The 25,216-nt window shown below is 46.9% G+C and carries 20 protein-coding genes; 7 read left to right on the forward strand and 13 right to left on the reverse strand.

What is annotated here, in order from left to right:
* Position 1: 1 nt before the first annotated feature.
* Positions 2 to 1,336, reverse strand: coding sequence for an aspartate aminotransferase family protein (locus ACJB0T_RS06500; RefSeq protein WP_479294137.1), 1,335 nt, complete (start codon positions 1,334 to 1,336; stop codon positions 2 to 4).
* Positions 1,337 to 1,455: 119 nt separating this feature from the next.
* Entirely contained in the window at positions 1,456 to 1,920 is a 465-nt protein-coding gene (locus tag ACJB0T_RS06505) for a c-type cytochrome (protein WP_479294139.1), read from the reverse strand.
* A 125-nt stretch (positions 1,921 to 2,045) separates the two neighbouring features.
* Between ACJB0T_RS06505 and ACJB0T_RS06510 the strand changes: the two genes are divergently transcribed.
* Entirely contained in the window at positions 2,046 to 2,675 is a 630-nt protein-coding gene (locus ACJB0T_RS06510) for a cytochrome b/b6 domain-containing protein (RefSeq protein ID WP_479294581.1), read from the forward strand.
* A gap of 45 nt (positions 2,676 to 2,720) precedes the next feature.
* Positions 2,721 to 3,149: a MarR family winged helix-turn-helix transcriptional regulator gene (locus tag ACJB0T_RS06515; RefSeq protein WP_479294141.1), complete on the forward strand. Its 429-nt coding sequence runs from the start codon at positions 2,721 to 2,723 to the stop codon at positions 3,147 to 3,149.
* Between the two features lie 43 nt (positions 3,150 to 3,192).
* Here the strand turns inward: ACJB0T_RS06515 and ACJB0T_RS06520 are convergent, their stop codons facing one another.
* Together ACJB0T_RS06520 and ACJB0T_RS06525 are read right to left on the reverse strand one after the other, a co-directional pair.
* Positions 3,193 to 3,762, reverse strand: a complete 570-nt coding sequence (locus tag ACJB0T_RS06520) for a DUF2959 domain-containing protein (RefSeq protein WP_418643028.1) — start codon at positions 3,760 to 3,762, stop codon at positions 3,193 to 3,195.
* Positions 3,763 to 3,967: 205 nt separating this feature from the next.
* On the reverse strand, positions 3,968 to 4,681 hold the full coding sequence (locus ACJB0T_RS06525; protein ID WP_042495029.1) for a GntR family transcriptional regulator: 714 nt from the start codon (positions 4,679 to 4,681) through the stop codon (positions 3,968 to 3,970).
* A 253-nt stretch (positions 4,682 to 4,934) separates the two neighbouring features.
* Here ACJB0T_RS06525 and mngA point away from each other — a divergent pair, with 253 nt between their 5' ends.
* From mngA to manA (ACJB0T_RS06540), 3 genes are all read left to right on the forward strand, one after another.
* Positions 4,935 to 6,869, forward strand: a complete 1,935-nt coding sequence (gene mngA, locus ACJB0T_RS06530) for a PTS 2-O-a-mannosyl-D-glycerate transporter subunit IIABC (protein ID WP_479294143.1) — start codon at positions 4,935 to 4,937, stop codon at positions 6,867 to 6,869.
* 127 nt (positions 6,870 to 6,996) lie between these two features.
* Positions 6,997 to 9,636 carry a mannosylglycerate hydrolase gene (gene mngB / locus ACJB0T_RS06535; protein WP_479294145.1) on the forward strand — a complete coding sequence of 880 codons (2,640 nt, stop codon included), beginning with the start codon at positions 6,997 to 6,999 and terminating at the stop codon, positions 9,634 to 9,636.
* A 57-nt stretch (positions 9,637 to 9,693) separates the two neighbouring features.
* Positions 9,694 to 10,881 (forward strand): mannose-6-phosphate isomerase, class I, encoded by a 1,188-nt coding sequence (gene manA / locus ACJB0T_RS06540; protein WP_479294147.1) that lies wholly within the window; start codon positions 9,694 to 9,696, stop codon positions 10,879 to 10,881.
* Positions 10,882 to 11,083: 202 nt separating this feature from the next.
* Here manA (ACJB0T_RS06540) and ACJB0T_RS06545 read toward each other — a convergent pair whose 3' ends face one another.
* Both ACJB0T_RS06545 and ACJB0T_RS06550 read right to left on the reverse strand, forming a co-directional pair.
* Complete coding sequence (locus ACJB0T_RS06545) at positions 11,084 to 11,989, reverse strand: sensor domain-containing diguanylate cyclase (protein WP_479294148.1); 906 nt, start codon at positions 11,987 to 11,989, stop codon at positions 11,084 to 11,086.
* Between the two features lie 466 nt (positions 11,990 to 12,455).
* The gene (locus ACJB0T_RS06550) at positions 12,456 to 12,911 is read right to left on the reverse strand and encodes an Lrp/AsnC family transcriptional regulator (RefSeq protein ID WP_479294150.1); all 456 of its coding nucleotides are present in this window, start codon (positions 12,909 to 12,911) and stop codon (positions 12,456 to 12,458) included.
* Between the two features lie 132 nt (positions 12,912 to 13,043).
* Between ACJB0T_RS06550 and ACJB0T_RS06555 the strand changes: the two genes are divergently transcribed.
* Positions 13,044 to 14,855, forward strand: a complete 1,812-nt coding sequence (locus ACJB0T_RS06555) for a PLP-dependent transferase (protein ID WP_479294152.1) — start codon at positions 13,044 to 13,046, stop codon at positions 14,853 to 14,855.
* Between the two features lie 150 nt (positions 14,856 to 15,005).
* On the forward strand, positions 15,006 to 16,802 hold the full coding sequence (locus ACJB0T_RS06560) for a choice-of-anchor I family protein (protein ID WP_479294154.1): 1,797 nt from the start codon (positions 15,006 to 15,008) through the stop codon (positions 16,800 to 16,802).
* Between the two features lie 55 nt (positions 16,803 to 16,857).
* Here the strand turns inward: ACJB0T_RS06560 and ACJB0T_RS06565 are convergent, their stop codons facing one another.
* The 7 genes from ACJB0T_RS06565 to ACJB0T_RS06595 form a co-directional block, all read right to left on the reverse strand.
* On the reverse strand, positions 16,858 to 17,397 hold the full coding sequence (locus ACJB0T_RS06565; protein WP_479294156.1) for a GNAT family N-acetyltransferase: 540 nt from the start codon (positions 17,395 to 17,397) through the stop codon (positions 16,858 to 16,860).
* A 173-nt stretch (positions 17,398 to 17,570) separates the two neighbouring features.
* A complete protein-coding gene (gene manA / locus ACJB0T_RS06570) occupies positions 17,571 to 18,761 on the reverse strand; it encodes a mannose-6-phosphate isomerase, class I (RefSeq protein WP_479294158.1) in 1,191 nt (396 codons plus the stop codon).
* 284 nt (positions 18,762 to 19,045) lie between these two features.
* Positions 19,046 to 20,320, reverse strand: coding sequence for a 4-aminobutyrate--2-oxoglutarate transaminase (gene gabT / locus ACJB0T_RS06575; protein WP_479294160.1), 1,275 nt, complete (start codon positions 20,318 to 20,320; stop codon positions 19,046 to 19,048).
* A gap of 28 nt (positions 20,321 to 20,348) precedes the next feature.
* Entirely contained in the window at positions 20,349 to 21,776 is a 1,428-nt protein-coding gene (locus tag ACJB0T_RS06580) for an NAD-dependent succinate-semialdehyde dehydrogenase (protein ID WP_479294161.1), read from the reverse strand.
* Positions 21,777 to 21,849: 73 nt separating this feature from the next.
* Complete coding sequence (gene aguA, locus ACJB0T_RS06585; RefSeq protein WP_479294163.1) at positions 21,850 to 22,932, reverse strand: agmatine deiminase; 1,083 nt, start codon at positions 22,930 to 22,932, stop codon at positions 21,850 to 21,852.
* A gap of 11 nt (positions 22,933 to 22,943) precedes the next feature.
* Positions 22,944 to 23,810, reverse strand: coding sequence for an N-carbamoylputrescine amidase (aguB, locus tag ACJB0T_RS06590; protein ID WP_479294164.1), 867 nt, complete (start codon positions 23,808 to 23,810; stop codon positions 22,944 to 22,946).
* Positions 23,811 to 23,907: 97 nt separating this feature from the next.
* Positions 23,908 to 25,185 (reverse strand): NAD(P)/FAD-dependent oxidoreductase, encoded by a 1,278-nt coding sequence (locus ACJB0T_RS06595; protein ID WP_479294584.1) that lies wholly within the window; start codon positions 25,183 to 25,185, stop codon positions 23,908 to 23,910.
* Positions 25,186 to 25,216: the final 31 nt, after the last annotated feature.

Consider the following 25,216-nt stretch of genomic DNA (forward strand, 5'->3'; position numbering starts at 1 on the left):
GCTATGCCCTCCACTTTGTAGCGGCGCGTTTGAGTGAATTAGTGAGTTTAACGACCAACTCGTCCAGCTCTGTGTCACCGATGATGAAGGGCGGTGCGAGCAAGATATGATGCCCTTGTTTGCCATCGATAGTGCCCGACATTGGGTAGCACATTAACCCTTGTTCCATAGCGATGGATTTTACCCACTTGTGCGCTTGTGTCGCCGAAGGCAGCGGCGCTTTCGTGACTTTATCCGCCACGAGTTCAATACCGATAAACAAGCCTCGCCCACGAATATCACCGACAAACGGCAAGTCACCGAGCGCGCTATGTAACTTATTGGTTAATCCTATTCCCTGACGGGTGACGGCAGAGAGGAGCCCATCGTCAATAATCGTATTCACTGTAGCAAGCGCTGCCGCGCATGCCATTGGATGTCCCATGAATGTGTGCCCATGCTGGAAAAAGCCAGAACCATTCGCGATGGTCTGATAGACCTTATCTTGCACGATCACTGCACCAATCGACTGGTAGCCTGCTCCAAGCCCTTTCGCTATGGTCACCATATCGGGTACAACACTCTCCTGTTCAAAAGCATAGAAAGTCCCCGTTCTTCCTACACCGCACATCACTTCGTCCAAGATAAGTAGGACATCGTACTGGTCACAGATCGCTCTTATTCGCTTAAAATAGTCCTTAGTAGCAGGGACTGCACCTGCCGTCGCTCCCACAACAGGTTCTGCGACAAACGCCATCACATTATCCGCACCGAGTGCCAGGATTTGATGTTCCAGTTCGTTGGCCACCCGCATGCTGTAGTCCGTTTCGGATTCATACGCCATCTGCTCGCGATATGCATAACAAGGTGCAATATGGTGACTGGTTGCGAGCAAAGGACGAAATGGCTCACGACGCCATTCATTCCCGCCCACAGCCAGCGCGCCTAACGTGTTGCCATGGTAACTTTGCCGCCGAGCAATGAACTCTGTTTTCTGAGGTTTTCCTCTCTCAACAAAATACTGACGGGCCATTTTAAGCGCCGCTTCCACCGCCTCCGAACCACCACTCACGAAATAAACCTGCTTTAACGGCTCCGGCGCTAACTCCACAAGACGCTGTGCTAATAGCTCACTACTTTGTGTGGTAAAAAAGCCAGTATGCGCGTAAGGAACGGCATCAAGCTGGTCGCATATAGCTTGTTTCACTTGGGGGTGATTGTGCCCCAAATTCGAAACCGCCGCTCCCCCACAGCCATCAAGGTATGCTTTACCCTGAGTATCAAAAAGATAGACACCTTCACCGTGGCTAACCGTTGGCAGTTGGCCGTGACAACTGCGGTGGAATACACTGCTCATTGATTGCTCCCTCAAAAACACCAGCCTATTCCCTAATAGTTGTAACAGCTTTCGAAATTTACAAATTCATTGTTTAAAAATCGTTCATTCGTTCAATACAACCAAAAGACTTAGCTCGATCACCAACGCGATCGGTAACTGCGATGACAACTGCGACAAGTAGAGTTCGCGGCATCAAGTCCAGCTTCTACCGACTCCACAGATTGAGATTGAACGCCTTCCATGACCTGTTGATAGCCTTGCTGCATGTCGGTTAGTAACTGCTGAAATTTCGCTGGTTTTTTCCAAACCGACTCTTTCGCTTTACTCCCTTGCTGGCTACCCACAGGGAAGGCCGCCGACAATAGCAAACTGTCTTCTAGAAGCTGTTCACTGGCCACTTGAAGTGCCTGCCAATCTACTTGTGACTGATTCACTTGCTCAGCAATCCATTCAGTCTGACTCTCGATACGCTCAAACGCCGATTGACGCGAAGCGATAGACTCTGCGTGGCTCATAGCTTGAGCATTTTGAAGCATAGCCAATGATACAAACGCCAATCCACTTACTGCGGCTTTAGAGCAAACCTTTTTCACTAACAACATACATCCACCTAATTTTTTGAGTTAACTTGAATTTAGATTAATTTACACAACAATAGTTGCGCACGCAACTATTGTTGTGTAAATTAATCACACTTCTTCGATAACGAGTAAATATTATGAAAAACATTCAAGTCTGGGATGCCGCGACTCGCATTTATCACTGGACACAGGCGTTACTGTTTATGGCGTTAATGGCTACTGGCCTTCAAGATACAGGGCCACATCTACAACTTGGTATAGTGTTATTTACCCTGCTTGTTTGGCGTATGGCCTGGGGCATTGTTGGCAGTGAAACCAGTCGCTTCAAACAGTTTGTCAAAAAGCCGAAGCAGATACTTGGCTATCTAAAAGGTCAACAACCTGCCACTGCGGGGCACAATCCATTGGGTGCCCTTATGGTAGTGGCTATGCTAAGCCTTCTTGTTTTTCAGTGTTTAAGCGGGATGTTACTCGCCGGACTACTTGACGGGCTAGAACAACATGGCGTTCCAATCCCAGATGGTCTTTATGATGCAGGAGAGCAAGTTCACCTTGTATTGGCGCAACTGCTACCTTGGCTGATCGCTTTACATGTAGCAGCGATCGTTGGATACAAGCTCATAGGCAAACCACTGCTACTAGCAATGGTGACAGGCAAACAATGGATGGCACACCCTACCGCTGCTCCAATGCTAGCAAGCCAGGTCCGTGCATTTTTAGTGCTAATTGCTGCTATTTTAGTTACCATCGCAATAGTTGCCTCATCAATGGTATAGTTCATTGTGGGACTTTCGATAAAAGATTTGCAGAACGGAAATATAATGAACAACGAATTTGCACGCGAATCCAGTTTCGGCTGGCTGCTCAATGTAGTCGCCAACCACGCATCTAAAGAGTTTGATAATCGCCTTAAGGAAAAAGGACTAACACTAGCACTGTGGCCAACGTTGATGTGCTTATGGGAAAAAGAAGGGATTAATCAACGAGAGATCGCTCAGATGTCCAAAGTCGAAAGCTCGACGACGACACGCACTATCGATAAGTTAGAGACCCTAGGTCTTGTGGAACGTCAACCGGACCCCGATAGTCGACGTTCATTTAAAATCTACCTAACCGATGAAGGTCGTGCGCTTAAGAAAGAAGTAATCCACTTGCCTCTCGAAGTGAATCAACAGCTTCTTGCTCCTCTCACAGAACAAGAGCAAGCAACCATGATTCAACTATTACAAAAGTTAGTCGGTAAGATCTAGCCACCAGCCAAGGTATCAAACAACACGACCTGTTTGATACCGTCTATTGGTTATTAAGCTTACCAATAAACTTATCCGACTCCTCAATCGCGGCATTCATCTGATTGATCGCCACCTGAATGTCGTTCTCAAGGCTGATTAACTCACCTTGTAATGAGCCAATCGCACTAGCGTTAAGGTTGTGTTTGAGATAGAGAGTGTTGTCACGCAGTGTATTCAATACAGGTGTCATCTTCTGCTCTGCTCGCTTCATTGCTTTCAACATGGTTTGATAAGAGGCTCGAGTATCCTTTAGCTTCTGCTCACTCGATCGGCGCAGCTTAGCACTCGTGTATTGCTCAAGCTCAGCTTGCCACTCTTCAAACAACGCTTCAGAAACATCCTCTACTGCCGAAATACGATCGCGCACCTCTTCTGCGGCCTTTTCGCTGTCTTCGTATTTGTCGTTGATGTCGTTGTAGACTTTCTCCAAATCACCGCCATCAAAACCACTCAGTGCTGATACCGCTTCGAGCGCACTAGTAAACTCTTCTTGCGCTTCCTGCTGAGACTCTTTGGCATCTTCAACCCGAGTCACCATAATATCGCGCTTGTGATAACCAACTTGCTCCATTGCTGAGTAATAAGTTGATTGGCAGCCTACTAAACCACCTACTGCCAAGGCTCCAATTAACATCCAACGCATTGTTTTTATTCCTTTTCGTTATGCTTGATAGGTTAACTATAAATGGCGAGTCGCAGAGGTGACAAGTTTAGATAGTAGACTTGTTGGTAATCGCTTAAAAAAGTGACACTCCTTGATACAGTCTACTCTCTTATCAATGTCGTTTGGCCACCAAAGTAAACTTGTATTCGCTTGATTTAAAATAGTTTCGGCTATATTCGAATACGATGTCCCCTCGCAATAATCCGCGAGTCCGTTTCTCGATGATCGGCTGAGCTGGATCTATGTGTAATAGTCCCGCGACTTCTTCAGGAGGCAGTACAGGAATAATTTCCTGCTCGCTGCGGTCAATAACGAGTCCTTTCTGTTTCTCGATAAACTCATACTTGGAGCCTTGCATCACCTGATAGGTCAAATCAGGGAACATGCTGATCGGCATCCAAGTCTCTTCAACGGTGATGGGGTTGTCATCAAGAAAGCGCACACGCTTAATATAGAAAACCCGCTCACCCTCTTGAATCTCAAGATGTTCTGCCATCGTCAACGAAGCCGCTTGGATCTCAAATGCCAGCACGTCGCTGTGAGTAACACCATTAAGGTGTGCCCACTTCTCTGCGAAGCTTGTTTGCTGATAGATGTCGTAGTTAACACGATTCTCTTTTACATAGGTACCGCTGCCTTGAATACTCTCAAGCTCTTGGTTTTCTACTAGTAACTTAATTGCCTGTCGCACCGTAACACGACTTACCGAGAACTCTTCACGGAGCTGAGCTTCAGTTGGCAATGCTTCGCCCACTTTATACTCCCCTGAACTGATCTTTTCCCGAATCGCATCAGCGATTCTTCGATACATCGGCAATCTCGCCATACAAACCTCTACTGACATAACGATGTTCGATGGGGCGTCTAGGCCCATCAAGAACTATATTTAGTCATATGATACGAATTGATAGAGCAATGACAAGCAATTGTTACTACAAAAAGATCAACTTCAAATACAACAACAATACATATTTATTAATAAATGAGATCTCCATCATGGATCATTTGTATTAAAGAGGTATTATTTAGCCATTGTTGACGGGACAACAATAGATGAATGTAACAATGGGACAAAAGTTATGAACCTAACATCTCTAACCAACCCATCGCTGATTAACCTACAAACGACTTTTAAAAGTCGTGATGAAGCGATAGAAGCTCTTGCCGAACAACTATATCAACAAGGCAAACTTCACAATAAAGAAGAATACCTAAAAGCGGTACTTGAGCGCGAAGCGCAAGGGCCAACAGCACTTGGCGAAGGCTTAGCGGTACCACATGGTAAAACGGATGCCGTTAAAGAAGCAGCCTTTGCGGTTGCGACACTATCAAGCGATCTAAAATGGCAAGGTATCGACGAAGAAGAAGACGTTAACCTCATCTTTCTGATTGCGATTCCCAATGCAGAAGCTGGCTCAACGCACATGCACCTGCTTACCGAGCTAACGACAACGCTCGTTGATGACGATGTGCGTCAAGCCGTTCTTAATGCTACAACTTCAGAACAAATTCTAACTTTGTTGTCTGAAAAAGAAGAAACCACTCAAGAACAAGACAACTTAGATACAAATGCACCGACCATTGTTTGTGTTACTGCTTGTCCTGCTGGCATTGCTCATACTTACATGGCAGCTGAATACCTTGAAAAAACAGGCCACAAGCTTGGATATAAGGTTTATGTAGAGAAGCAAGGTGCAAACGGTATCGAAGATCGTTTGACCGCAGAGCAATTGAACAACGCCACAGCCGTAGTGTTTGCCGCAGAGGTGGCGATCAAAGAAGTTGAACGCTTTAACGGTATTCCACGTGTCGAAGTACCCGTTGCGGAGCCTATTAAACACTCTGAGCGAATTCTCAACGAAGCCATCGAGGCTGGAAAAAATGGTACAGGCGCAGCTCGCACCATTGCGACTGACGACAAACCGAAAAAACTTCCGCTGAAAACGGAGCTAAAGCAAGCGCTGCTTTCAGGTATCTCTTATGCCGTTCCGCTCATCGTTGCTGGTGGTACCGTTCTAGCAGTCGCCGTTCTTATTGCACAAATTTTTGACTTGCAAGAGCTGTACGCAACCGATGGTTCTTGGCTGTGGATGTACCGCAAACTTGGTGGTGGCCTGCTAGGCACCTTAATGGTTCCTGTACTTGCTGCTTATACCGCTTACTCGCTTGCTGATAAACCAGCATTAGGTCCAGGCTTTGCTGCCGGTATTGCTGCGAACCTTATCGGTTCAGGCTTCCTCGGTGGTGTTGTGGGTGGTTTGATCGCCGGTTACCTAATGCGCTGGGTGAAAGAAAACGTTCGTCTAAGCCCTGCTTTCAACGGCTTCCTAACTTTCTACCTTTACCCAGTTATCGGTACCTTAGTTGCTGGTTCTTTGATGCTGTTCGTTATTGGTAAGCCAGTAGCATGGCTAAACCAAGGTCTAACAGACTGGCTAAACGGTATGTCTGGAACCAACGCCCTTCTGCTAGGTGCTGTGATCGGTTGCTTCGTATCGTTCGACCTTGGTGGTCCGGTAAACAAAGCGGCTTATGCCTTCTGTCTTGGTGCAATGGCAAACGGTGTCTACGGTCCATACGCAATCTTCGGCTCTGTGAAGATGGTATCGGCCTTCACAGTCACGGCTTCAACCATGCTTGCTCCACGACTATTCAAAGACTTTGAGATTGAAACAGGTAAATCCACTTGGTTACTTGGCTTAGCGGGTATCACTGAGGGCGCGATTCCAATGGCGATTGAAGACCCTATCCGCGTTATCGGCTCGTTCCTACTCGGTTCAATCGTAACGGGTGCAATGATTGGCGCGGCGGGTATTGGTCTATCGACTCCGGGTGCTGGCATCTTCTCAATCTTCCTACTGCACGACGCAGGTATCGGTAGCTTCATGGCGGCAGCCATCTGGTTTGGCGCAGCTCTAGTGGGTACAGCCATTTCAACCGTCACCTTGCTTGCGTGGAGAGCGCATGCCGTAAAAAAGGGTAAATTTGAAGCCCAGGTAGCGACGCAAAACTAATCAATATTATTAATCAATAAGCTGAGGGGCACGGGATTTCTGTGCCCTGAATCAGCAATTAGAAACAATCAATCCCTTGATATTAAAGAATTTAAACTCACTGCAAAGCAGTCCAAAGGTTAACACAATGACTACATCTCGCGTTCATATCACTCCTCACATGCACTGGGATCGTGAATGGTATTTCACAACAGAAGAATCTCGCATTCTACTTGTGAACAATATGGAAGAAATCATGCAGCGTCTGGAAAATGACCCTGAGTACAAATACTACGTACTGGATGGTCAGACTGCAGTTCTTGAAGATTACTTTGCTATCAAGCCAGAGAACAAACAGCGAGTAAAAGCACTGGTAGAGGCTGGCAAACTGATTGTTGGTCCTTGGTACTCACAAACTGACACCATGCAAGTCTCTGGTGAATCCATTGTTCGCAACATGCTTTACGGGATGCGCGACTGTCTTGCGCTGGGTGAGCCAATGAAGATCGGCTACCTGCCAGATTCATTCTCAATGAGCTCTCAGCTACCAATGATCTACAACGGTTTTGATATCGACACCGCTATGTTCTGGCGCGGCTGCTCTGAGCGTCACGGTACCGACAAAACGGAATTCTTGTGGCAATCAAACGACGGCTCTGAGGTCATGGCTCAGGTACTGCCTCTTGGCTACGCGATTGGTAAATACCTACCACAAGACGAAGAAGGTCTGCGTGCACGTCTAGATAAATACTTCCCTGTGCTTGAAAAGCCTTCTGTGACCAAAGACATCCTATTGCCAAACGGTCACGACCAGATGCCAATCCAAAAAGACATCTTTGATGTAATGGACAAGCTACGTGAAATCTACCCAGATCGTGAGTTCGTCATGAGCCGCTTTGAAGAAGTCTTCGACCGTATCCGCGAAGAGCGCGACAACCTAGATACCATCAAAGGTGAGTTTAACGACGGTAAGTACATGCGTGTTCACCGCACCATTTCTTCGACTCGCATGGACATCAAGCTGATCCACGCAGAGGTAGAAAACAAGATCGTTAATATCCTAGAGCCACTCGCTGCCATCGCTTGGACACTTGGTTTTGAGTACCACCACGGTCTTATCGAGAAGATGTGGAAAGAGAGCATGAAGAACCATGCCCACGATTCTATTGGTTGCTGCTGCTCAGACAAAGTTCATGCAGAGATCATGAATCGCTACATTCTTGCCGACGATATGGCCACCAACCTGATCACTTTCTACAAACGTAAGATCGTTGACCATATGCCAGCGCGCGAAGGCTGTGACAAGCTGGCGTTCTTTAACCTATCACCATACGAGCGTGAAGAGGTGATCAATACCACCATCACTATCCGCGCTGATAAATTCAACCTGTTTGATGACGAAGGCAACCCAGTTGAATACTTCATTCAAGACCAGCGTGTGATTGACCCAGGTAAGATTGACCGTCAGATCGTTCACTACGGTAATTACGACCCATTCATTGAGTACGATATCCAGATCAAATACACAGTGCCTGCAATGGGCTTTACCACACTGCACATCCAAGGTAGCCAAGACGGCACACAAAAAACCGTGAAGTCGACGTCAGAATACCTTGAGAATGAGTTCTACCAAATCTCAGTGAACAGCAACGGCACCCTAACCGTACTGGACAAAGAAACGCAAATGACTTTCGACCAAGTGCTGCGTGTGGAAGACGGCTCAGACGATGGTGATGAGTACGACTACTCACCATCTCGTAAAGAGTGGCTATTGTATTCCGATGATTTTGATGTTGATACCAGCATCAAACACGAGGGTTTCCAGTCTGTTGCGACCATCAAAACACGTATGAACGTGCCAGCAAACCTTGAAGAGCGCGAGGCGCGTTCAGGGCAAAACGGCTTCGTTGATATGAACTGCCAAGTGGTGCTCAAACAAGGTTCACGCCGCATCGAAGTTCGCATGGAAATGGACAACCAAGCTGATGATCACCGTGTTCGCGTGCTGGTACCGACTCCGTTTGTTTCTGAGACTGTGGTAGCGGACAACCAATTTGGTTTGATTACTCGTCCAACTAACGACCCTGCAATGGACGTGTGGGAGCAAGAAGGCTGGAAAGAAGCACCAGTGCCTGTGTACCAGCTTATGAATTTTGCTGCGGTAGAAAACCAAACTGGCGGCATGGCACTTATGACCAATGGTCTGCGTGAGTTCGAAGTGATTTCAAGCCAAGGCAATGAAGAGCGCGACACCTTCGCTCTTACTTTATTCCGCGGCGTGGGCGTGCTTGGTAAGGAAAATCTGCTGCTTCGCCCGGGTCGACCGTCTGGTATTAAGATCCCAACCCCAGACTCACAAACTCGCGGCAAGATTGTATGTGAGTTCGCACTATTTGGTTTTGCGGGTAATCACATCGACGCCAACCTCATGGCCGAGGCTCGTGACAATGTGACGCCAATCCAGTGTTACAACAAGATCCCATATAACGCGATGAAGCTCAACGTAGGCGAGCAAGATAAGCCGCTGACCTACTCGCTACTCAACAAGGGCAAGAAAGGCGCGGTTCTGAGTGTCCTGAAGAAAGCGGAAGATGACAATGCACTGATTCTACGTGTCTACAACCCAGCAGAGACGGGCAGTATCGAAGACCACATTGACTTCGCTCAGCCAGTGACTTCATGGCGAGAGGTTAGCCTAGATGAACGTGTGCGCGAAACGAATGTAGCAATGCAATCGTTCGGTGAGCTGAAGCCTTGCCAAGCTCGAAGCTTCCAAATCAAGTTCTAACATCCACCAGCTCCCTCACTTGGGGGAGCTACCCATCGCTGATTGGTAGATAAACACATGTCTCTAGTAAAACTTAACAATGACATCAAGCACTATGCGTGGGGAAGCAAAACCTCCATCACTGAGCTGTTTGGCATTGAAAACCCAAACAATGAACCACAGGCCGAAATCTGGATGGGCGCCCATGCCAATGGTAGTTCAGCACTTGAAGACTCTGGCTCTTCACTCGCAGACTATATTGCCAGTGACAAACAAAGAGCCCTTGGTGACTACACAACCAATCGATTTGGGGAGCTACCGTACTTGTTTAAGGTACTTGCTGCAGAAACGCCATTATCGATTCAGGTGCACCCTAACAAGCACAAGTCTGAACTAGGGTTCGAACGAGAGAATGCCCAAGGTATCCCACTTGATGCCGCCAACCGCAATTACAAGGATCCGAACCACAAGCCTGAACTGGTTTATGCGCTTACTTTCTATAAGGCGATGAATGGCTTTCGACCAATCGAAGACATCGTTAGCTTATTTGAAACCGTTGGCATTGACGCACTAGAGCCTCAAGTGACCGCTCTGGCGAACAACCAAACGAGTGATGGTCTTAAATGCTTTTTTACCGAGATCATGTCTCTTAGTGGGGACATTAAACAGCAAGCGCTACAAGAGCTTTACGCTGCCTACAAGAGGCCCGCGAAAAGCGTCATAGTTAGGGAGGCTTTGTCTTATAGCAAGAGTTTCTATCAACACTATGCCGATGATATTGGTTTGTTTGCACCGCTGATGCTCAACACCGTTGAGCTCGCACCCGGTGAAGCGATGTTTTTGCATGCCGAAACACCTCATGCTTATGTAGAGGGAACCGGTCTAGAAATAATGGCGAGTTCAGACAATGTTCTGCGCGCAGGCTTAACGCCGAAGTACATCGACGTACCGGAGCTTATCGACAACGTTAAGTTCCAGCCTATCAAGCCGGAAGATATCAGACTTAATCCTGTGAACAAGTCAGGCAGGCTTAGCTACCCTATTCCAGTGGACGATTTTGGGTTTGACATTATTCAGTCTAACCAAGAAATCCAACGTCAATACTTGCGCAGTGCAGAGATACTGTTCTGTGTAGAAGGTAAAGTGACCGTATCGTCATCAGACAACCAAGTTGCACTAAAACCTGGCGAATCGGTGTTTGTCAGTAACGATTCTGCTCATTACCAATATCAAGGGAATGGTGTTCTTGCTCGTGCGTTTAACTAACCCCCGGTTACCGTTAACGCATTCAAAACACCTAGAGCCTGTTTAATTGAGACTTCACAGGCTCACTATTGGTAACTTATGGTCTTTTTACGTAAATCGTAACAACCGCTTTGACCAACCCCGCTACTAGGCGGGGTCTTTTCTTGTGCTTTGAAGAGCGAATCATTACATTGCAACGCATCAAAAACGAACACCTTCCTAACTAACGTTTCCCTATGTTGGAGCTGGCACGATACAGCACATCAAGCGGCCGTGTATCAATATCCGCGCGACTTTGAGAAACCCCTATATCAATCGGAATAACCAAAGCGTTTTGACCAATTTCCATCTCAGTCGTAATCAACTTCTCCGTGATTTTTTTTGCCATGCTACACGCATCTTCGTATCCTGTGTTGGGCAATATTGCGACAAAGTCACTGCCTTCAAAACGGTAAAGTTTGTTTGGTGGGCATAGGTGCTGCTGAAAAAACTCACTCAACTGTTTGAGTAAGTTTTCACTGTGTACCAGTCCGTAGTCCCTTTTGTATATAGGGTAATCACGAACTTCCACATACAACAAAGAATACGTCAACGACACAGAATCTTTTTGCTTAAACGCGCGACGCAAATCTTTAAGTAGCGAACGACGACTGCGAGTACCGGTTAGCGCGTCCATTTCAATCAACGCTTTAATTTTTTGCTCTCGGCTAATGGCCAATGTGATATCACGACTCAACCACATCACTGCACTGCCCTCTCCTTCCCAACTTGAGATTCGGGTCGCTTTTCCTTCAAACCAGAGCGTCTCACTCGGCCCCGTTAAGGTCTGAAACTCCGGCGCTAAATCTGCAGCGCTTACAGGATGGACGATTGTTTCAGTCAGATCAGATTTGATTGCCTTATTGATGTGATTTTGAAGTCGCTTAGCGAGCTTAGGAGACAATATCTGCTTTAGACTTAATCCAACCAGCGATTTGAAATCAAAGCTCGCGACGGTGGCTTCATTGCCAACAAACGTTTCAATACAATCGCCTTGCTCGGTAAACACAAATGCATTGTAAGGAAGGGCACTAAGCAGTGCATGACTTTGATTATTTGAAATACTTTGAAGGGTTTCTGCTTTTTTCATTATCACTCAATGAGAGCAGCCGACATGCATCCTGCATGCCTCTCTCTTTTAATAACTAAAACAACAATAGTGTCACAAAAAGATATCCTAGCACCACATCAACGCCACTGACAAATGCGACAGTAAGCTTATGATTTTAAAAGATAAGCATTAAAGATTATCGTCAAACAAGAAGCGAAAACCACTCCGCAGAAAAGAGTCGAGTGAGGAGCTTGATTGACTTATAACCAACATAGTACAGCGACATAAAAACAGGGCTTTGAATCTGAGTTCAAAGCCCTTTCTTATTTGGCGAGAAAAGTTATCCCACAGAATTGTTACGTGCTGACATGATAACTATCGACCAAACATACTTGCCAATGTGCCATCTTTATCAATAGCTTGCTGTTTGATCGCGTCAGAGATGTAATGCAACAGCGACCATCAATACCGCATTCAACGATTCGACGGTTCCATGCTTGGACATCTAGTTTATAGGAAGCTTGGTCTTCCGCTTCACTTGGCCGAATGCAAAGCTTGACTCAATAGAAGCAATGTTAGTAAGCGGGGTAAGCTGGCGACGAATAAACTGCTCATAGGTTTTCAGTGACCCACTCACCACATGCAGTAAATAGTCATGATTGCCTGTCATCAAAAAGCATTCTAGAACCTCGTCCATTGATTCAATGTGCTGCTCAAAGTCTCGCATATTATCCTCAGTAGGCTTTTCTAGCTTAACCAGCACAAAGACGTTAACTGGCAAGCCACATGCCTCTTGATCGACACTCGCGTGATAGCCACGAATAATGCCTTTTTTCTCTAACGCCCGCACTCTCCGAAGGCAGGGAGACGGTGAAAGAGCGATACGATCGGCAAGCTCTTGATTACTTAGTCGAGCGTTGCTTTGAAGCTCTTTCAATATTTTCTTATCAATCTCATCCATTAACAGATTCCTTCATGATTGACCAATTTTACGCAACTTTATTGCGCGTTAACCGGTAATTAGTTGGCATATCGCAATCATTAACATTTTTATAACACTAAACTTTTAGGAGGTAAAATAAAGGATGGAAATATGAATACCTCGACTCAACTCAGCCCTCTAAGAAAAACAACCAAACACGAACAAGCAGAGGCATTGGCAATAGAGCAAGCCCAGCACTTTGGAATCGATCCGAACAGTGAATACGGAATGTCGCTGGTCGAGCTTGCAACGACCTTATATAAAGCGAACAATAAGACCCATGATCTTTGGGCAATCACCGTCGAAGGCTTATCTGATCTCGACAAAAGCGATCGCATTGCTTGGTTTAATGCCAAACGATTTTTGTCATTCCAGATCGCGAAGATCCTAGATAACTTGCAAAACCCGATGCGCGCGACTTATCAATCAATCGCCACCAACAATGGCAACTTCGCATCTAAAGGGGCATACCCTATTTTTGACAATGTGGCTGCGATCTTCTCTGCGAGCCCAGTTATCACTCGCACCGCGACCTATCTTTTCGCGTGTACAGAGTGGATTGAAGATGCATTTAACGGCAAAGAGCCGTTGCACGATATCTACTCAAGGCTGCTCAACCCAACGTCGATTGCTCTTGCGAATCATATGGTCGACTTGGAAGCGGGTGAACGAGCAAACCAATACCTTGCTTGGAACTTCAACTCCGGGATGGCAGCGATTGATGGTTTACTTAGTCATTTGCTGGGCTATGAAGATATTGTTCTGGCATCACGAAACATCTATGGCGGCTCGTATCAATTGCTTGAAGATTGGTTCGCTAAGCCGTCGAATCTTAATGTCGCAGTTGAGTGGGTCGATGGTTATTCTGGTGACGACTTCGCAAAACGCTTAGATGAAGTGACTGATAAATACGCAGACCGAATAGCAAACGGCAAACGCATCTATGTTTACCTTGAGTCTCCTTGCAACCCACACGGCTACGTGCTGGACGTCGCAGCCATTAGCCATGCCTCACACACGCGCGGCTGGGATGTGATTGTCGACTCAACCGTTGGTACGCCGATGCTACACCCTGTTCTTAAACGTGACGATGTTATGGAGCGCCCCGACTACGTCATTCACTCGTATACCAAGGAGCTTGCTGGCTCCGGGACAACGACCGCGGGTGTAGTAATCGGTCGAAACGAAACCATGTTTATCCCTAAAGGTGAGAGTGTTCCATTCACTAAACCTAATGGCGATGAAGTGACCATTGAGTGGAATAACTCGCTGTTTTGGAACGTTTACTATATTAAGGGCGCGTTCCTCGATGCGGACAAAGCGTTTGAAGTACTCAACGGCATGAAAACCTATGAGATGCGTGTGGTTCAAAAAACCATTAACACGCTAACGCTAGCGAAGATCTTCGATGCGCATCCAGATATCAATGTCTCTTGCCCTGCTCTCCCTGATAGCGATAACTACCTTCACTGCCAGAACAATATGTACTTGGGGTTACCGGCAGCGCTATTTACTATCGACATAGAAGGAAATGGCAATCGAGCACCTATCAACCGAGAAGTATTCAAACAGTTCTTTGACATGCTAGAGCCTGCGATTGGCATGCAGGTCAGCCTTGGGCAAACCAACACCGTTGCTCTATGCCCTGCGCTCACCACACATTCAGAACTTAGTGATTCGGCGCTATCCGAGGCAGGGATAAAACCCACCACCATGAGGCTCTCTATTGGCCTAGAAGATCCCCGTATGTTTATTGCCCACATCATCGAAGCAGCAAGCTTATCTATTGATAATAAGCATCTCGAGTTTTCACAAAGTTTCCCAAGTGCTGAGCAGATTGACGACATCTACCTGCAAACTTACACGCAGGTTCATGAAAAAGTCGTTCGCAATCAACCTAGCTTCAATACACTAAGGCGATAGTTCCGACTATCAGAGACAAGATAGGCGAGAGCATTGGCTCTCGCTTTGTTTTATTGTCAAATATATCATTTAATCAGATGGTTACATTATCGACATAAAAACGTCATACCACTTCTCTAAAGTCGGCGAGTCTACTTTCAAGGAGGAAACATGAAACACACACTCGCTCTATCTGCCCTAGCTATTGCTTCTGCCAGTTTACTGGGCTGCGCTTCAAGCACACCAACATCCACAAGTCAGCCATTCTCGGCTGAGACAAAATTTAATATCCAATGTCTGGCTCAAACAGCGCCGCAACCTAGTGAGATGACGGTCAGTGGTCTTACTCTTGTAGGAACTTCTATAGCTAATGCGCCATTTGCTAGCTCTGCCGCTGAAATCGTCAGTTACGATAGCTGCACCGACAAGCTGTATGTCGTCAATGCTCAAGGCAAAACTGTTGACGTCATGTCACTTGACCAAGCGAGTGCACCAACTCTGTCCGGACAAATTGATCTTAACTCGGCAGCAGCGCTGTCAGGTATTGCCATTGGTGCGGCAAACAGCGTTTCTGTGCATCAAGGATTGGTCGCAGTTGCCATTGAAAACGCGAATAAGCAACAAGCGGGTCTTATCGCATTGTACCGTTCAGATACTTTAGAGCTCGTTACTACTTACCCAGCAGGCGCTCTGCCCGATATGGTGAGCTTTTCCAAAGATGGGCGATACATCGCATCGGCCAACGAGGGTGAACCAAACTCAGATTACTCTATCGATCCAGAAGGCTCAGTAACGCTTGTCGATTTAGGCAAAGGCCCAATCAATGCCGAGGTGACGCAAATCGACTTTAGAGACTTCAATCAAGGAGAGTCCAGACATGCTGAGCTGAGTGACAAGGTTCGAATCTCACACCCGACAGCGAGCGTCGCGCAAGATCTGGAGCCTGAATACTTAACCTTTGCAGACAACGGTCAAGTGTATGTCGCACTTCAAGAGAACAATGCGTTGGGGGTCATCGACGTTGAACAAAAACGCGTAGTTGGCATTTACGGACTTGGCGGCAAGTCCTGGGAAACCGCTCAGCTGGATGCATCAAACAAAGACAAGATTGTTGGCAACTTACAAAGCTACCCAATGCTAGAAGGGCTTTATATGCCTGACAGTATCACTAGTTACCAAGTGGACGGTAAAACCTACATAGTGACAGCAAACGAAGGCGACGGCCGTGAATATGGGTTTGATACCACTCAGGAGCAGTGTGACCAACTTGGCTATAAATGGGATGGCAACGAAGACCAGTCAGCAGCGGACTACGCGGCCAACCAGGATTTTTGTATTGCCTATGTAGATGAAGTGCGCGGCAAAAAGCTCAAGGTTGCTGATGACCACCCGCTTGCCGAAGCGCTTAAAGACAACAAGCAACTTGCGCGTCTCAAAGTCATCAAAGCAAATAGTCCGCTCCAGGCTGACGAAAAGGTACAAGCCTTCGGCGCTCGTTCTTTCACGATTTGGAATGACCAAGGTGAGGCCGTTTACGACAGCGGTGATGAGTTCGCAAACATTGTACTAATGAGCGACAAAGCCAACTTCAACAGCACTAACGACAACAACACATCAGCCGATGATCGCAGTGATGACAAAGGCGTTGAGCCAGAAGCCATTGAAGTTGCCTCTATCAATGGCCGTCATTACGCCTTTATTGGGCTAGAACGACAAGGCGGTATTATGGTTTATGATATCACCGCTCCTGAGCAAGCACTATTTATCACCTATGTGAACAATCGTGACTTTAGCCAACCGGTTTGCACTCAAGTAGATGATGGTGATTGTGCGAACGATACGTACAACCCTAAAGCCGGAGATCTTGGGCCTGAGTCGATTAAGTATTTTACAAGGCAGGGTCAGCACTTCATCGCGGTAGGCAACGAAGTGAGCGGAACGACGTCTGTATTTAAACTCAATTTCTAACGGCGAAACTCAATAAGTAAAGGGCACCTCTTTATGAGGTGCCCTTGTTATTAGGTTAAGCTAGAACGCCACACCCTTCAGCTAAGTCCGCGGGACGTTTCCAAGTGTAGAGATATTCATCGAGAAACTTACCACAAGGGGATTCTGTGCGTTGCTTGAGGACTTGATTGCCGCCGAGCGACTCATAGAAGTGAATGGCATTGGTATTGTCGGCAAGGACCTCGAGAAAAATACCATTATCCGGGTAGAACTTTTCCGCCCATTCAACAGCACGAACGATAAGCTGCTTAGCAACACCGCGACGCTGTGCTTGAGGTGTGACATGGAGGTTATCGATGATAGTACCGAAATCGACATTATGATTGCCAAAAAGACAAATAAAGCCCACCAGCGCACCATTATCTTCCGCGACAAGGACATGTTGACTGAAAGGCGGATTGAGCAACCTTGTTTGCCAAATCAGTTGTTTATCTTCTAAAACCGAATCATCAAGATACGATTGACGCATGATTCCCTTGTAAGCATGTTGCCAGCTCGATGCATGCAATTGAGCCACATTTTGAAAGTCAGCATATTCTGCTACTCTAAATTCCATTTTACAGTACCTAGTGCTTTAGTTTTTACATTTCTTTAAATTACATACTAGTTATCTGTAACTAAATTGCAATCCATGCTGATTGCATTCTGTACAAATTGGACAAAAAAAGGGAGATCTCTCGCGATCTCCCTAGCAGCTGGTCGATATTGCATCATTTTTTGTTCTCAAACCTAACAGTAGGCTCGAGCAAACTTACCTTGGCAACTAACGGAATAGTGCTTAGCAAAAGCCGGAATGAACATCGAATGCCCGCGCTCCAACACAGCGAGCTCACCATTTTCATGCATTAAATGCACTGGCTCATCAAGTGCAAACAAGATCTCTGGCGTTTCCACCGAAAGCTCACGCTGGTGCTGATTCGCATACACGCTGAACTTAAAATCTTTTACTGGCACCAAAAAGTGCTCTGCGCCGTTCTCGCGATAGGGAGTGGAAAGCAAAGCTTCACGACGTTTTGGTTCAAACACCGTACAGGCTGCTAGCTCAGCAACATCAATATGTTTTGGCGTCAGGCCAGCACGAAGTACGTTGTCAGAGTTAGCCATAATTTCAAGACCTGTCCCCTTGCAATAGGCATGAGGAGTACACGCATCTAGATACATTGCCTGGCCTGGCTCTAAGGTAAGAACATGCAAGATAAGCGGTGCGAATAGACCAATGTCACCTGGGTATCGCTCTGCTAACCAAGTAATGAGTTCATATGTCTCATCGCCTTGCTGACTGCTCGCATAATTTAATAGGGCGTCAATGACTCGGCATTTGATTTCCCCCTCCAACTTCAGCAACCCGACAAAGAACCGCTCTAATCCTGCCGGATTCGGCTCTGAATTGTATTTTGCGACGAGCTCAGACAACTCCAAAATATCCAATGTATTAAAGAACTTCAGGATCTCTTCATGAGGCCTAAAGCCATTCATTGCTTGATAGCGAGTTAAGGCATAAACCAATTCTGGTTTGTGATTAGGATCTTTGTAGTTTCGACAGTCCGCGTTTGAAGCCAAGCCATGTTGCTGTTCTAGCAAATAACCTCTCTCAGCTTGTTCTTTACTCGGGTGCACTTGAATCGATAGTGCATTTTCTGCTGCTAGGACTTTGAACAAGAATGGCAACTCACCAAACTGCTGCTTTACAAAAGGACTGAGAATTGACTCAGGGTCACCAGCTACCCATTGGTCTAGGCGAACCAAATGATTGTCAATGAATACCTGTGAGCAACCGCTAGGATGTGCCCCCATCCAAAGCTCAGCTTGCGGTTTATGCTCTGGGTTTTCGATTCCAAATAGCGTCGAAATCGAGGTCTCACTGCCCCATGAGTAATCTTGGATAACATTACTCATAGGTAAAAAATGTTGTTGCGTCATGAAAAATCCAACCAATTATCAAACGGATCTTGATAGCGGACTTTTTCAAAAGAGCGCTATCAGGATCCAGATCTGCTGACGGAGTACCAACTACTCAAATAAGCTAACAGAACTCAATTTAAAACTATATAGTTTTAAATTGATAAATGATCAATACTTCTGGCGAGATCAAAAATTGACAAAAAGATCAGAAAAAAGAAAAGCCCCCTCGGGCTCGAATCGAGGGGGCTTTTTTAGGGAGAGACTTTATCGGAGCGATAAAAATCTGTGGGAAGCTAGGGGGATTACTTCGCCACGTCTAAAATGATAGCTTCTAGCTTATCTAAGCCTTCTGCTAACACTTCTGACTCTATGGTTAGCGGTGGCAATAGGCGAATCACATTCGCTTTCACGCCACACGACAACAAGATAAGACCGTTCTCTTGAGCCTTAGCGATCACCGCTTTAGTCACATCTTGCAATGGCTGCTGTGTCTGTGGGTCTGTAAACTCAATCGCCATCATTGCGCCGATAGTACGGATTTCACCAATTGCTGGAACTTGCTTTTGCAGCGCTGTCATTCGGGCGTTAACGACTTCACCGATACCTTGAGCTTTGGCACACAGTTGCTCCTCTTCGATGATCTTGAGAACTTCTAGGCCCGCGATACAACCCAATGGAGAGCCCGCGTAAGTCCCACCAAGGCCACCAGGAAGTGCAGAGTCCATGACATGCGCTTTACCAACTACTGCAGAGATGGGGAAACCACCCGCAATCCCTTTCGCCATCGTCATCAAGTCAGGTTCAATGCCAATGTGCTCTGTTGCGAACATTTTGCCAGTACGGGCAAAACCTGTCTGGATCTCATCCGCAATCAACAAGATTCCGTGCTTGTCACACAGTGCACGTACCGCTTCGGCAAAGTCTTGAGGTGCTTGATAGAAACCACCCTCGCCTTGAACTGGCTCGAAAATGATCGCCGCAACACGGCTAGGCTCGATGTCACAAGCAAACAGATCTTCAAGTGCCTGCAAACTGTCTTGAGTGCTAATGCCATGGAACGCATTCGGATACGGTGCATGGAAGATCTCATTTGGGAACGGTCCAAAACCTGCTTTGTAAGGTGCAATTTTGCCCGTTAGACCCATTGTCATGTTGGTACGACCGTGGAAGCCACCTTTAAATGCGATAACACCGCTACGTCCCGTGTGCGCTCGCGCTACTTTTACCGCATTCTCTACCGCTTCCGCACCAGTGGTTAAGAAGATTGCCTTCTTCTCAGTATCACCCGGAGCTAGCTCAGTGAGCTTTTCTGCTAGCTCAACGAATGACTCGTAAGGCGTGACCATGGCACAGGTATGAGAGAAGTTTTCAATCTGCGCTTTCACCGCTTCTGTAATGCGTGGATGAGAGTGACCAGTATTGGTTACCGCAATACCTGCTGCGAAATCGATGTATTTGTTGCCATCGACATCCCATACATGGGCATTTTCTGCCTTCTTAACATACAGTGGGTAAAGTGCGCCCATGCCTTGAGCGATAACTTTGTTTCTTCTTTCGTGCAGTTGTTGATTTTTCATTGTTCAGTCCTTTATTCGTTATCGCTTATTAATTGCCACCAAAGCACAAGTATTTGACGTCCATATACTCGTCGATACCTTGCTTCGCGCCTTCACGGCCAATACCCGATTGTTTCACACCACCAAATGGCGCAACCTCAGTAGAAATAATGCCTTCGTTAATGCCGACCATGCCATATTCCAGTGCTTCCGCCACTTTCCATACACGATGGATATTTTGGCTGTAGAAGTAGCTTGCTAGACCATAGATGGTGTCATTAGCCATCTCGATCAGCTCTTCATCCGTTTCAAAGAGAATCACAGGAGCAACCGGCCCAAAGATCTCTTCTTGGACGATATCCATGTTGTGAGAGACATCTTTTAGCACCACTGGCTGCATAAAGTTGCCTTCAAGGGATTTAAGTGGTGTGACAGGTGTTGCGCCTTGCTCAACCGCACGATCAATCAGAGCTTGGATACCCTGTTTTGCACCTTCATTAATCACAGGGCCAATGCTAACGCCTTCATCTAGACCATTACCTATCTTAAGCTGCTGAACAGCTGCATCGAACTTGGCAACAAACTCGTCATAAACTTTGCTATGAACATAGAAGCGGTTAGCACAAACGCACGTTTGGCCTGCATTTCGGAACTTAGACGCCATTGCGCCTTGAACCGCTGCATCAATATCTGCATCGTCAAAAACAATAAACGGGGCGTTACCACCTAGCTCCATCGACGTGCGCTTGATGTCTTTAGCAGACTGCGCCATCAAAACGCTGCCCACTTGAGTTGACCCTGTGAAAGAGAGCTTTCTGATCAATGGATGCGAGGTAAAGATCGCTCCAATCTTGCGAGAGCTTTCGCCGAGTACCACTTGCAGCGCATCTTTTGGGATACCTGCTTGGTACGCCAGTTCCACAATAGCGAACGCAGACAGTGGTGTTGAATCTGACGGTTTCACCACAAAGCTACAGCCTGCCGCAAGAGCCGGTCCTGCTTTACGCGTGATCATTGCGATAGGGAAGTTCCAAGGGGTGATAGCGACTGCAACACCAATGGGCTGCTTGATCGTCACAACTCGCTTATCGGCCGTTGGGCCCGGGATCGTATCGCCATAAGTACGTTTCGCTTCTTCCGCGAACCACTCAATAAAGCTTGCGCCATAAAGCACTTCACCTGCGGCTTCTGCAAGGGGCTTGCCCTGCTCCATCGTCATGATTCGCGCAAGATCGTCCTTATTTTCAAGGATCAGCTGGAACCAGCGGTTAAGCATACCAGCACGTGTTTTGGCAGGTACTTTCGCCCACTTTTTTTGGGCCACATGTGCACGCTCAATGGCGTCCATTACTTCCTCATCCGTTGAACGTGGTGCAAAACCCACTGTCTCTTCGGTTGCAGGGTTGGTTACTTCAACAGCGTTATCAGCTGCCGTCACCATAAACGCCAATAGGCTTTTGTTGTCAATTTTCTGCATGGTGAATCCTTTTGTTTCAATGGCTCAGTGCTGTGCTGAGCAGCCACTTTCGTTTTTAGTTAGTAAGCAGAGTCTAGGCTGGGATCTGCTGTGTAATACAGTGTATGTTGCCACCACCCAGTAACACTTCTCGTGTAGGGATGCCAACGATGTCATAGTCGGGCAGCGCTTTAACCAATATTTCAATCGCTATATTGTCGAACTCGCTATCAAGCAAAGGCAGAAAAATATGCCCATTTACCATTAGAAAGTTAGCGTAAGACGCGCTAAGTCGCTCGCCAGCTTGTCGGTTCATGCCATCGCTCGCTTCAACTCCCGATGCTTCTTCATCGGAGTAGAACAAAGGACCGGGCAAAGGCACTTTAATCACTTCAATCGTGCGCCCCTTAGCATCAGTTTGAGCGCTAAGCGCAGCCAATGCCTCTCTCGATAACGCGTATTGCGGATCGAACGGATCGTCGGTCCAACTCAATACCACTTTGGCTGGCGCAACCACATGAATAAGATTATCGACGTGACCATCAGTTTCGTCGTTGAAAAGACCTTTTGGTAACCATACGACTTTTTCTATACCAAGATATTCGCCCAATTTGGTTTCAATCTCAGCCTTAGAAAGTGAGGGATTACGCCCCGGGCTCAATAAGCATTCCTCGGTGGTATAAAGTGTACCTTCACCGTCGGTGTGGATAGCACCGCCCTCTAGGACAAATGGTGCGCGGTAATGGTCAATGCCCATGACATCACACACTGCTGCTGCAACGTTATCGTCGTCACTCCAATCATCATAAAGACCGTTAAACTCACCACCCCAAGCATTGAACAGCCAACTTACACCGCGCCTTTCACCCTTCTCGTTCACAACGACTGTAGGACCAATATCTCGCATCCAAGAGTCATTAAATGCCATTTCTACCAGCTTCACTGAACGGTCAAGCATCGATCTAGCGGTTTCATACTGAGCGCTGCTCACTGCGACGGAGACAGGAACGACATCAGAAATCGCATTGGCTACCTTCGCGAAGGTTCTCTGGGCTGGCTTTGCCTTGTTTCGCCAATTGTCGCAGCGCTCAGGCCAAGCTAACCAAACTTCTCTTACCGGCTCAAACTCAGCCGGAAAAAAGAAACCATCTTGTTTTGGTGTTGTGGTGAGTTTCATCGGTCACCTCATTACTTCGCTAGGCTTAAAATGTCTTGGTAAAGGTCTGGACGACGGTCACGGAACAGACCCCAAGCGTGGCGTGCTTTCGCAGTTTCTTGAAGATCGATCTCCGCATAGATGATCGCTTCGCCTTCACGAGGCGCTTCTGCCAGTTTCCCACCAGTTTGATCCGTGATGAATGATGAACCATAGAAGGTCGTCTCAATACCATCATCCACTTCAACACCCACACGGTTAGAAGCAATAACAGGCACTAAGTTGGCCGCAGAATGACCTTGCATTGTGCGCTGCCAGTGATCTCGAGAATCCAGTGATAGGTCTTGAGGCTCTGAACCAATTGCTGTTGGATAGAAAATGGCTTCTGCACCACTTAGCACTAAGCTGCGAGCAAGCTCTGGGAACCATTGATCCCAGCAAATGCCAGCACCGAAGGTACCAAATTGCGTTTTCCACACTTTGAATCCGGTATCACCAGGGCTGAAATAGTACTTTTCGCTGTAACCCGGGCCATCTGGAATGTGTGACTTACGGTAGTTCTCAAGTACCGTGCCATCGGCATCTATCATCACAAGAGAGTTGAAAAAGGTGTTACCCGCTTTTTCGAAATAGCTTACTGGAATCACCACATTTAGCTCTTTTGCCAGTGCGCTAAGCTCATTAATCAGACGACAGTTATCCGTTTCTTCAGCAAGCTCAAAGTACTTCGATTCTTGTTTTTTACAGAAATAAGGGGCAGCCATGAGCTCCTGTGGCACAACTACATTTGCACCGTTCGCTGCTGCTTCACGAATCGCGCCTTTAATCTTTTCTAGGTTTGCATCTAGGTCCCAAGTTTTGGTCAACTGAAGGGCAGCAAATTTAACTACTTTACTCATAGGATCTTCCTTTATCTCTTTTAACTAAGGGCTGACTGAGTGCCCGTCTTTGCAGGCACTTCTTTTTGTCTAGTGGTGTTTCTGTATCTTCTTGGGATTAGATTGCGAGTTTGTCGCGTAAGTTGTAGTACGCCGCACCCATTGCCGTAAACGGAATCGCAAAATGACGACCGCCAGGGAAGGTGACGTGGGTAAGGTCTGCAAAAGCATCAAAGCGTTCAGCATGCCCTGATAGAGCTTCAGCAAGCAGTTTTCCTGCAAGGTGCGTACACGTCACACCGTGGCCGCTGTAACCCTGAAGGTAATAAATATTGTCGGCAAACGAGCCAAACTGCGGCATACGCGAGTATGTAAGTAGGAAGTTACCTGTCCACTTGTAATCAATACCGATGCCTTTGAGTTGCGGGAAGATCTTCTCCATCTTCGGACGAATCAAGGCTTCAATGTTCTCTGGGTCACGTGCGCCGTATACTACGCCACCACCAAATAGCAGGCGTTTGTCGGCACTTAGGCGGAAGTAATCCAGTAGATAGTTACAGTCTTCAACACAGTAATCTGATGGCAGGATATCTTTCAACATCGCTTCTGATAGCGGCTCAGTAGCCACAACCTGAGTACCACAAGGGATCGCTTTATTACTGATATTTGGTGCCAAGCCGCCTAGGTATGCATTTCCTGCTAGGACAATGTACTTGGCTTTTACGCTGCCTTTTTCTGTATGAGCAACAGGGTTTACGCCTTTCTCCACGCGAGTTACGCCGGATTGCTCAAAGATTTGACCACCGAGAGCTGTAATGGCAGCAGCTTCTCCAAGCGCTAATTTTAGTGGATGGATGTGGCCACCACTCATATCCAGTAGCGCGCCTTTGTAAGCTTTTGTGCCAACTGTCGCTTCAACTTCGTTGGCGTCGAGTAGGCTTAGTTTGTCGTTACCGTAGCGTTCCCAGTGCTTTTTGTGCTCTTCAAGCCCTTTCATCTGCTTGCTGTTCAGTGCTGTGAACATGCCGCCCTGCTTGAAGTCACAGTCGATGTTGTGCTTGTCGATAAGGCCGCGAATGATGTCACCACCCTCAAAGATCATATCGCACAAAGCTTTCGCTTGCTTTTCGCCATAGCGGCTTTCAATGACATCTACATCGCGGCTGTAGCTATTCACAATCTGACCACCGTTACGACCAGTAGCACCAAAACCTACTTTGGCATTCTCAAGTACGACAACTTTAAAGCCTTTCTCAGCAAGATGCAGCGCTGACGACAAGCCCGAGAAACCGGCACCAACCACGCAAACATCACATTCAATATTATCTTGCAGTTGTGGGTACTCACTTACATTTGGGATCGAGTGAGCGTAGTATGAATCTGTATGTTTATTCATCATTCTATTCCTTGTAATAACAGCTTCGGGC

It is taken from the genome of Vibrio sp. CB1-5, assembly GCF_059412285.1.

Bases quoted from the DNA above. Each gene is read 5' to 3' on its own strand.
- ACJB0T_RS06560 (WP_479294154.1), top strand. From the start codon at position 15,006: ATGAAACACACACTCGCTCTATCTGCCCTAGCTATTGCTTCTGCCAGT.
- ACJB0T_RS06545 (WP_479294148.1), bottom strand. From the start codon at position 11,989: ATGAAAAAAGCAGAAACCCTTCAAAGTATTTCAAATAATCAAAGTCAT.
- ACJB0T_RS06595 (WP_479294584.1), bottom strand. From the start codon at position 25,185: ATGAATAAACATACAGATTCATACTACGCTCACTCGATCCCAAATGTA.
- ACJB0T_RS06565 (WP_479294156.1), bottom strand. From the start codon at position 17,397: ATGGAATTTAGAGTAGCAGAATATGCTGACTTTCAAAATGTGGCTCAA.
- manA (WP_479294147.1), top strand. From the start codon at position 9,694: ATGTCTCTAGTAAAACTTAACAATGACATCAAGCACTATGCGTGGGGA.
- ACJB0T_RS06520 (WP_418643028.1), bottom strand. From the start codon at position 3,762: ATGGAGCAAGTTGGTTATCACAAGCGCGATATTATGGTGACTCGGGTT.
- aguA (WP_479294163.1), bottom strand. From the start codon at position 22,932: ATGAAACTCACCACAACACCAAAACAAGATGGTTTCTTTTTTCCGGCT.
- mngA (WP_479294143.1), top strand. From the start codon at position 4,935: ATGAACCTAACATCTCTAACCAACCCATCGCTGATTAACCTACAAACG.
- ACJB0T_RS06505 (WP_479294139.1), bottom strand. From the start codon at position 1,920: ATGTTGTTAGTGAAAAAGGTTTGCTCTAAAGCCGCAGTAAGTGGATTG.
- ACJB0T_RS06500 (WP_479294137.1), bottom strand. From the start codon at position 1,336: ATGAGCAGTGTATTCCACCGCAGTTGTCACGGCCAACTGCCAACGGTT.
- ACJB0T_RS06525 (WP_042495029.1), bottom strand. From the start codon at position 4,681: ATGGCGAGATTGCCGATGTATCGAAGAATCGCTGATGCGATTCGGGAA.
- ACJB0T_RS06580 (WP_479294161.1), bottom strand. From the start codon at position 21,776: ATGCAGAAAATTGACAACAAAAGCCTATTGGCGTTTATGGTGACGGCA.
- gabT (WP_479294160.1), bottom strand. From the start codon at position 20,320: ATGAAAAATCAACAACTGCACGAAAGAAGAAACAAAGTTATCGCTCAA.
- ACJB0T_RS06555 (WP_479294152.1), top strand. From the start codon at position 13,044: ATGAATACCTCGACTCAACTCAGCCCTCTAAGAAAAACAACCAAACAC.
- mngB (WP_479294145.1), top strand. From the start codon at position 6,997: ATGACTACATCTCGCGTTCATATCACTCCTCACATGCACTGGGATCGT.
- aguB (WP_479294164.1), bottom strand. From the start codon at position 23,810: ATGAGTAAAGTAGTTAAATTTGCTGCCCTTCAGTTGACCAAAACTTGG.
- ACJB0T_RS06550 (WP_479294150.1), bottom strand. From the start codon at position 12,911: ATGGATGAGATTGATAAGAAAATATTGAAAGAGCTTCAAAGCAACGCT.
- ACJB0T_RS06515 (WP_479294141.1), top strand. From the start codon at position 2,721: ATGAACAACGAATTTGCACGCGAATCCAGTTTCGGCTGGCTGCTCAAT.
- manA (WP_479294158.1), bottom strand. From the start codon at position 18,761: ATGACGCAACAACATTTTTTACCTATGAGTAATGTTATCCAAGATTAC.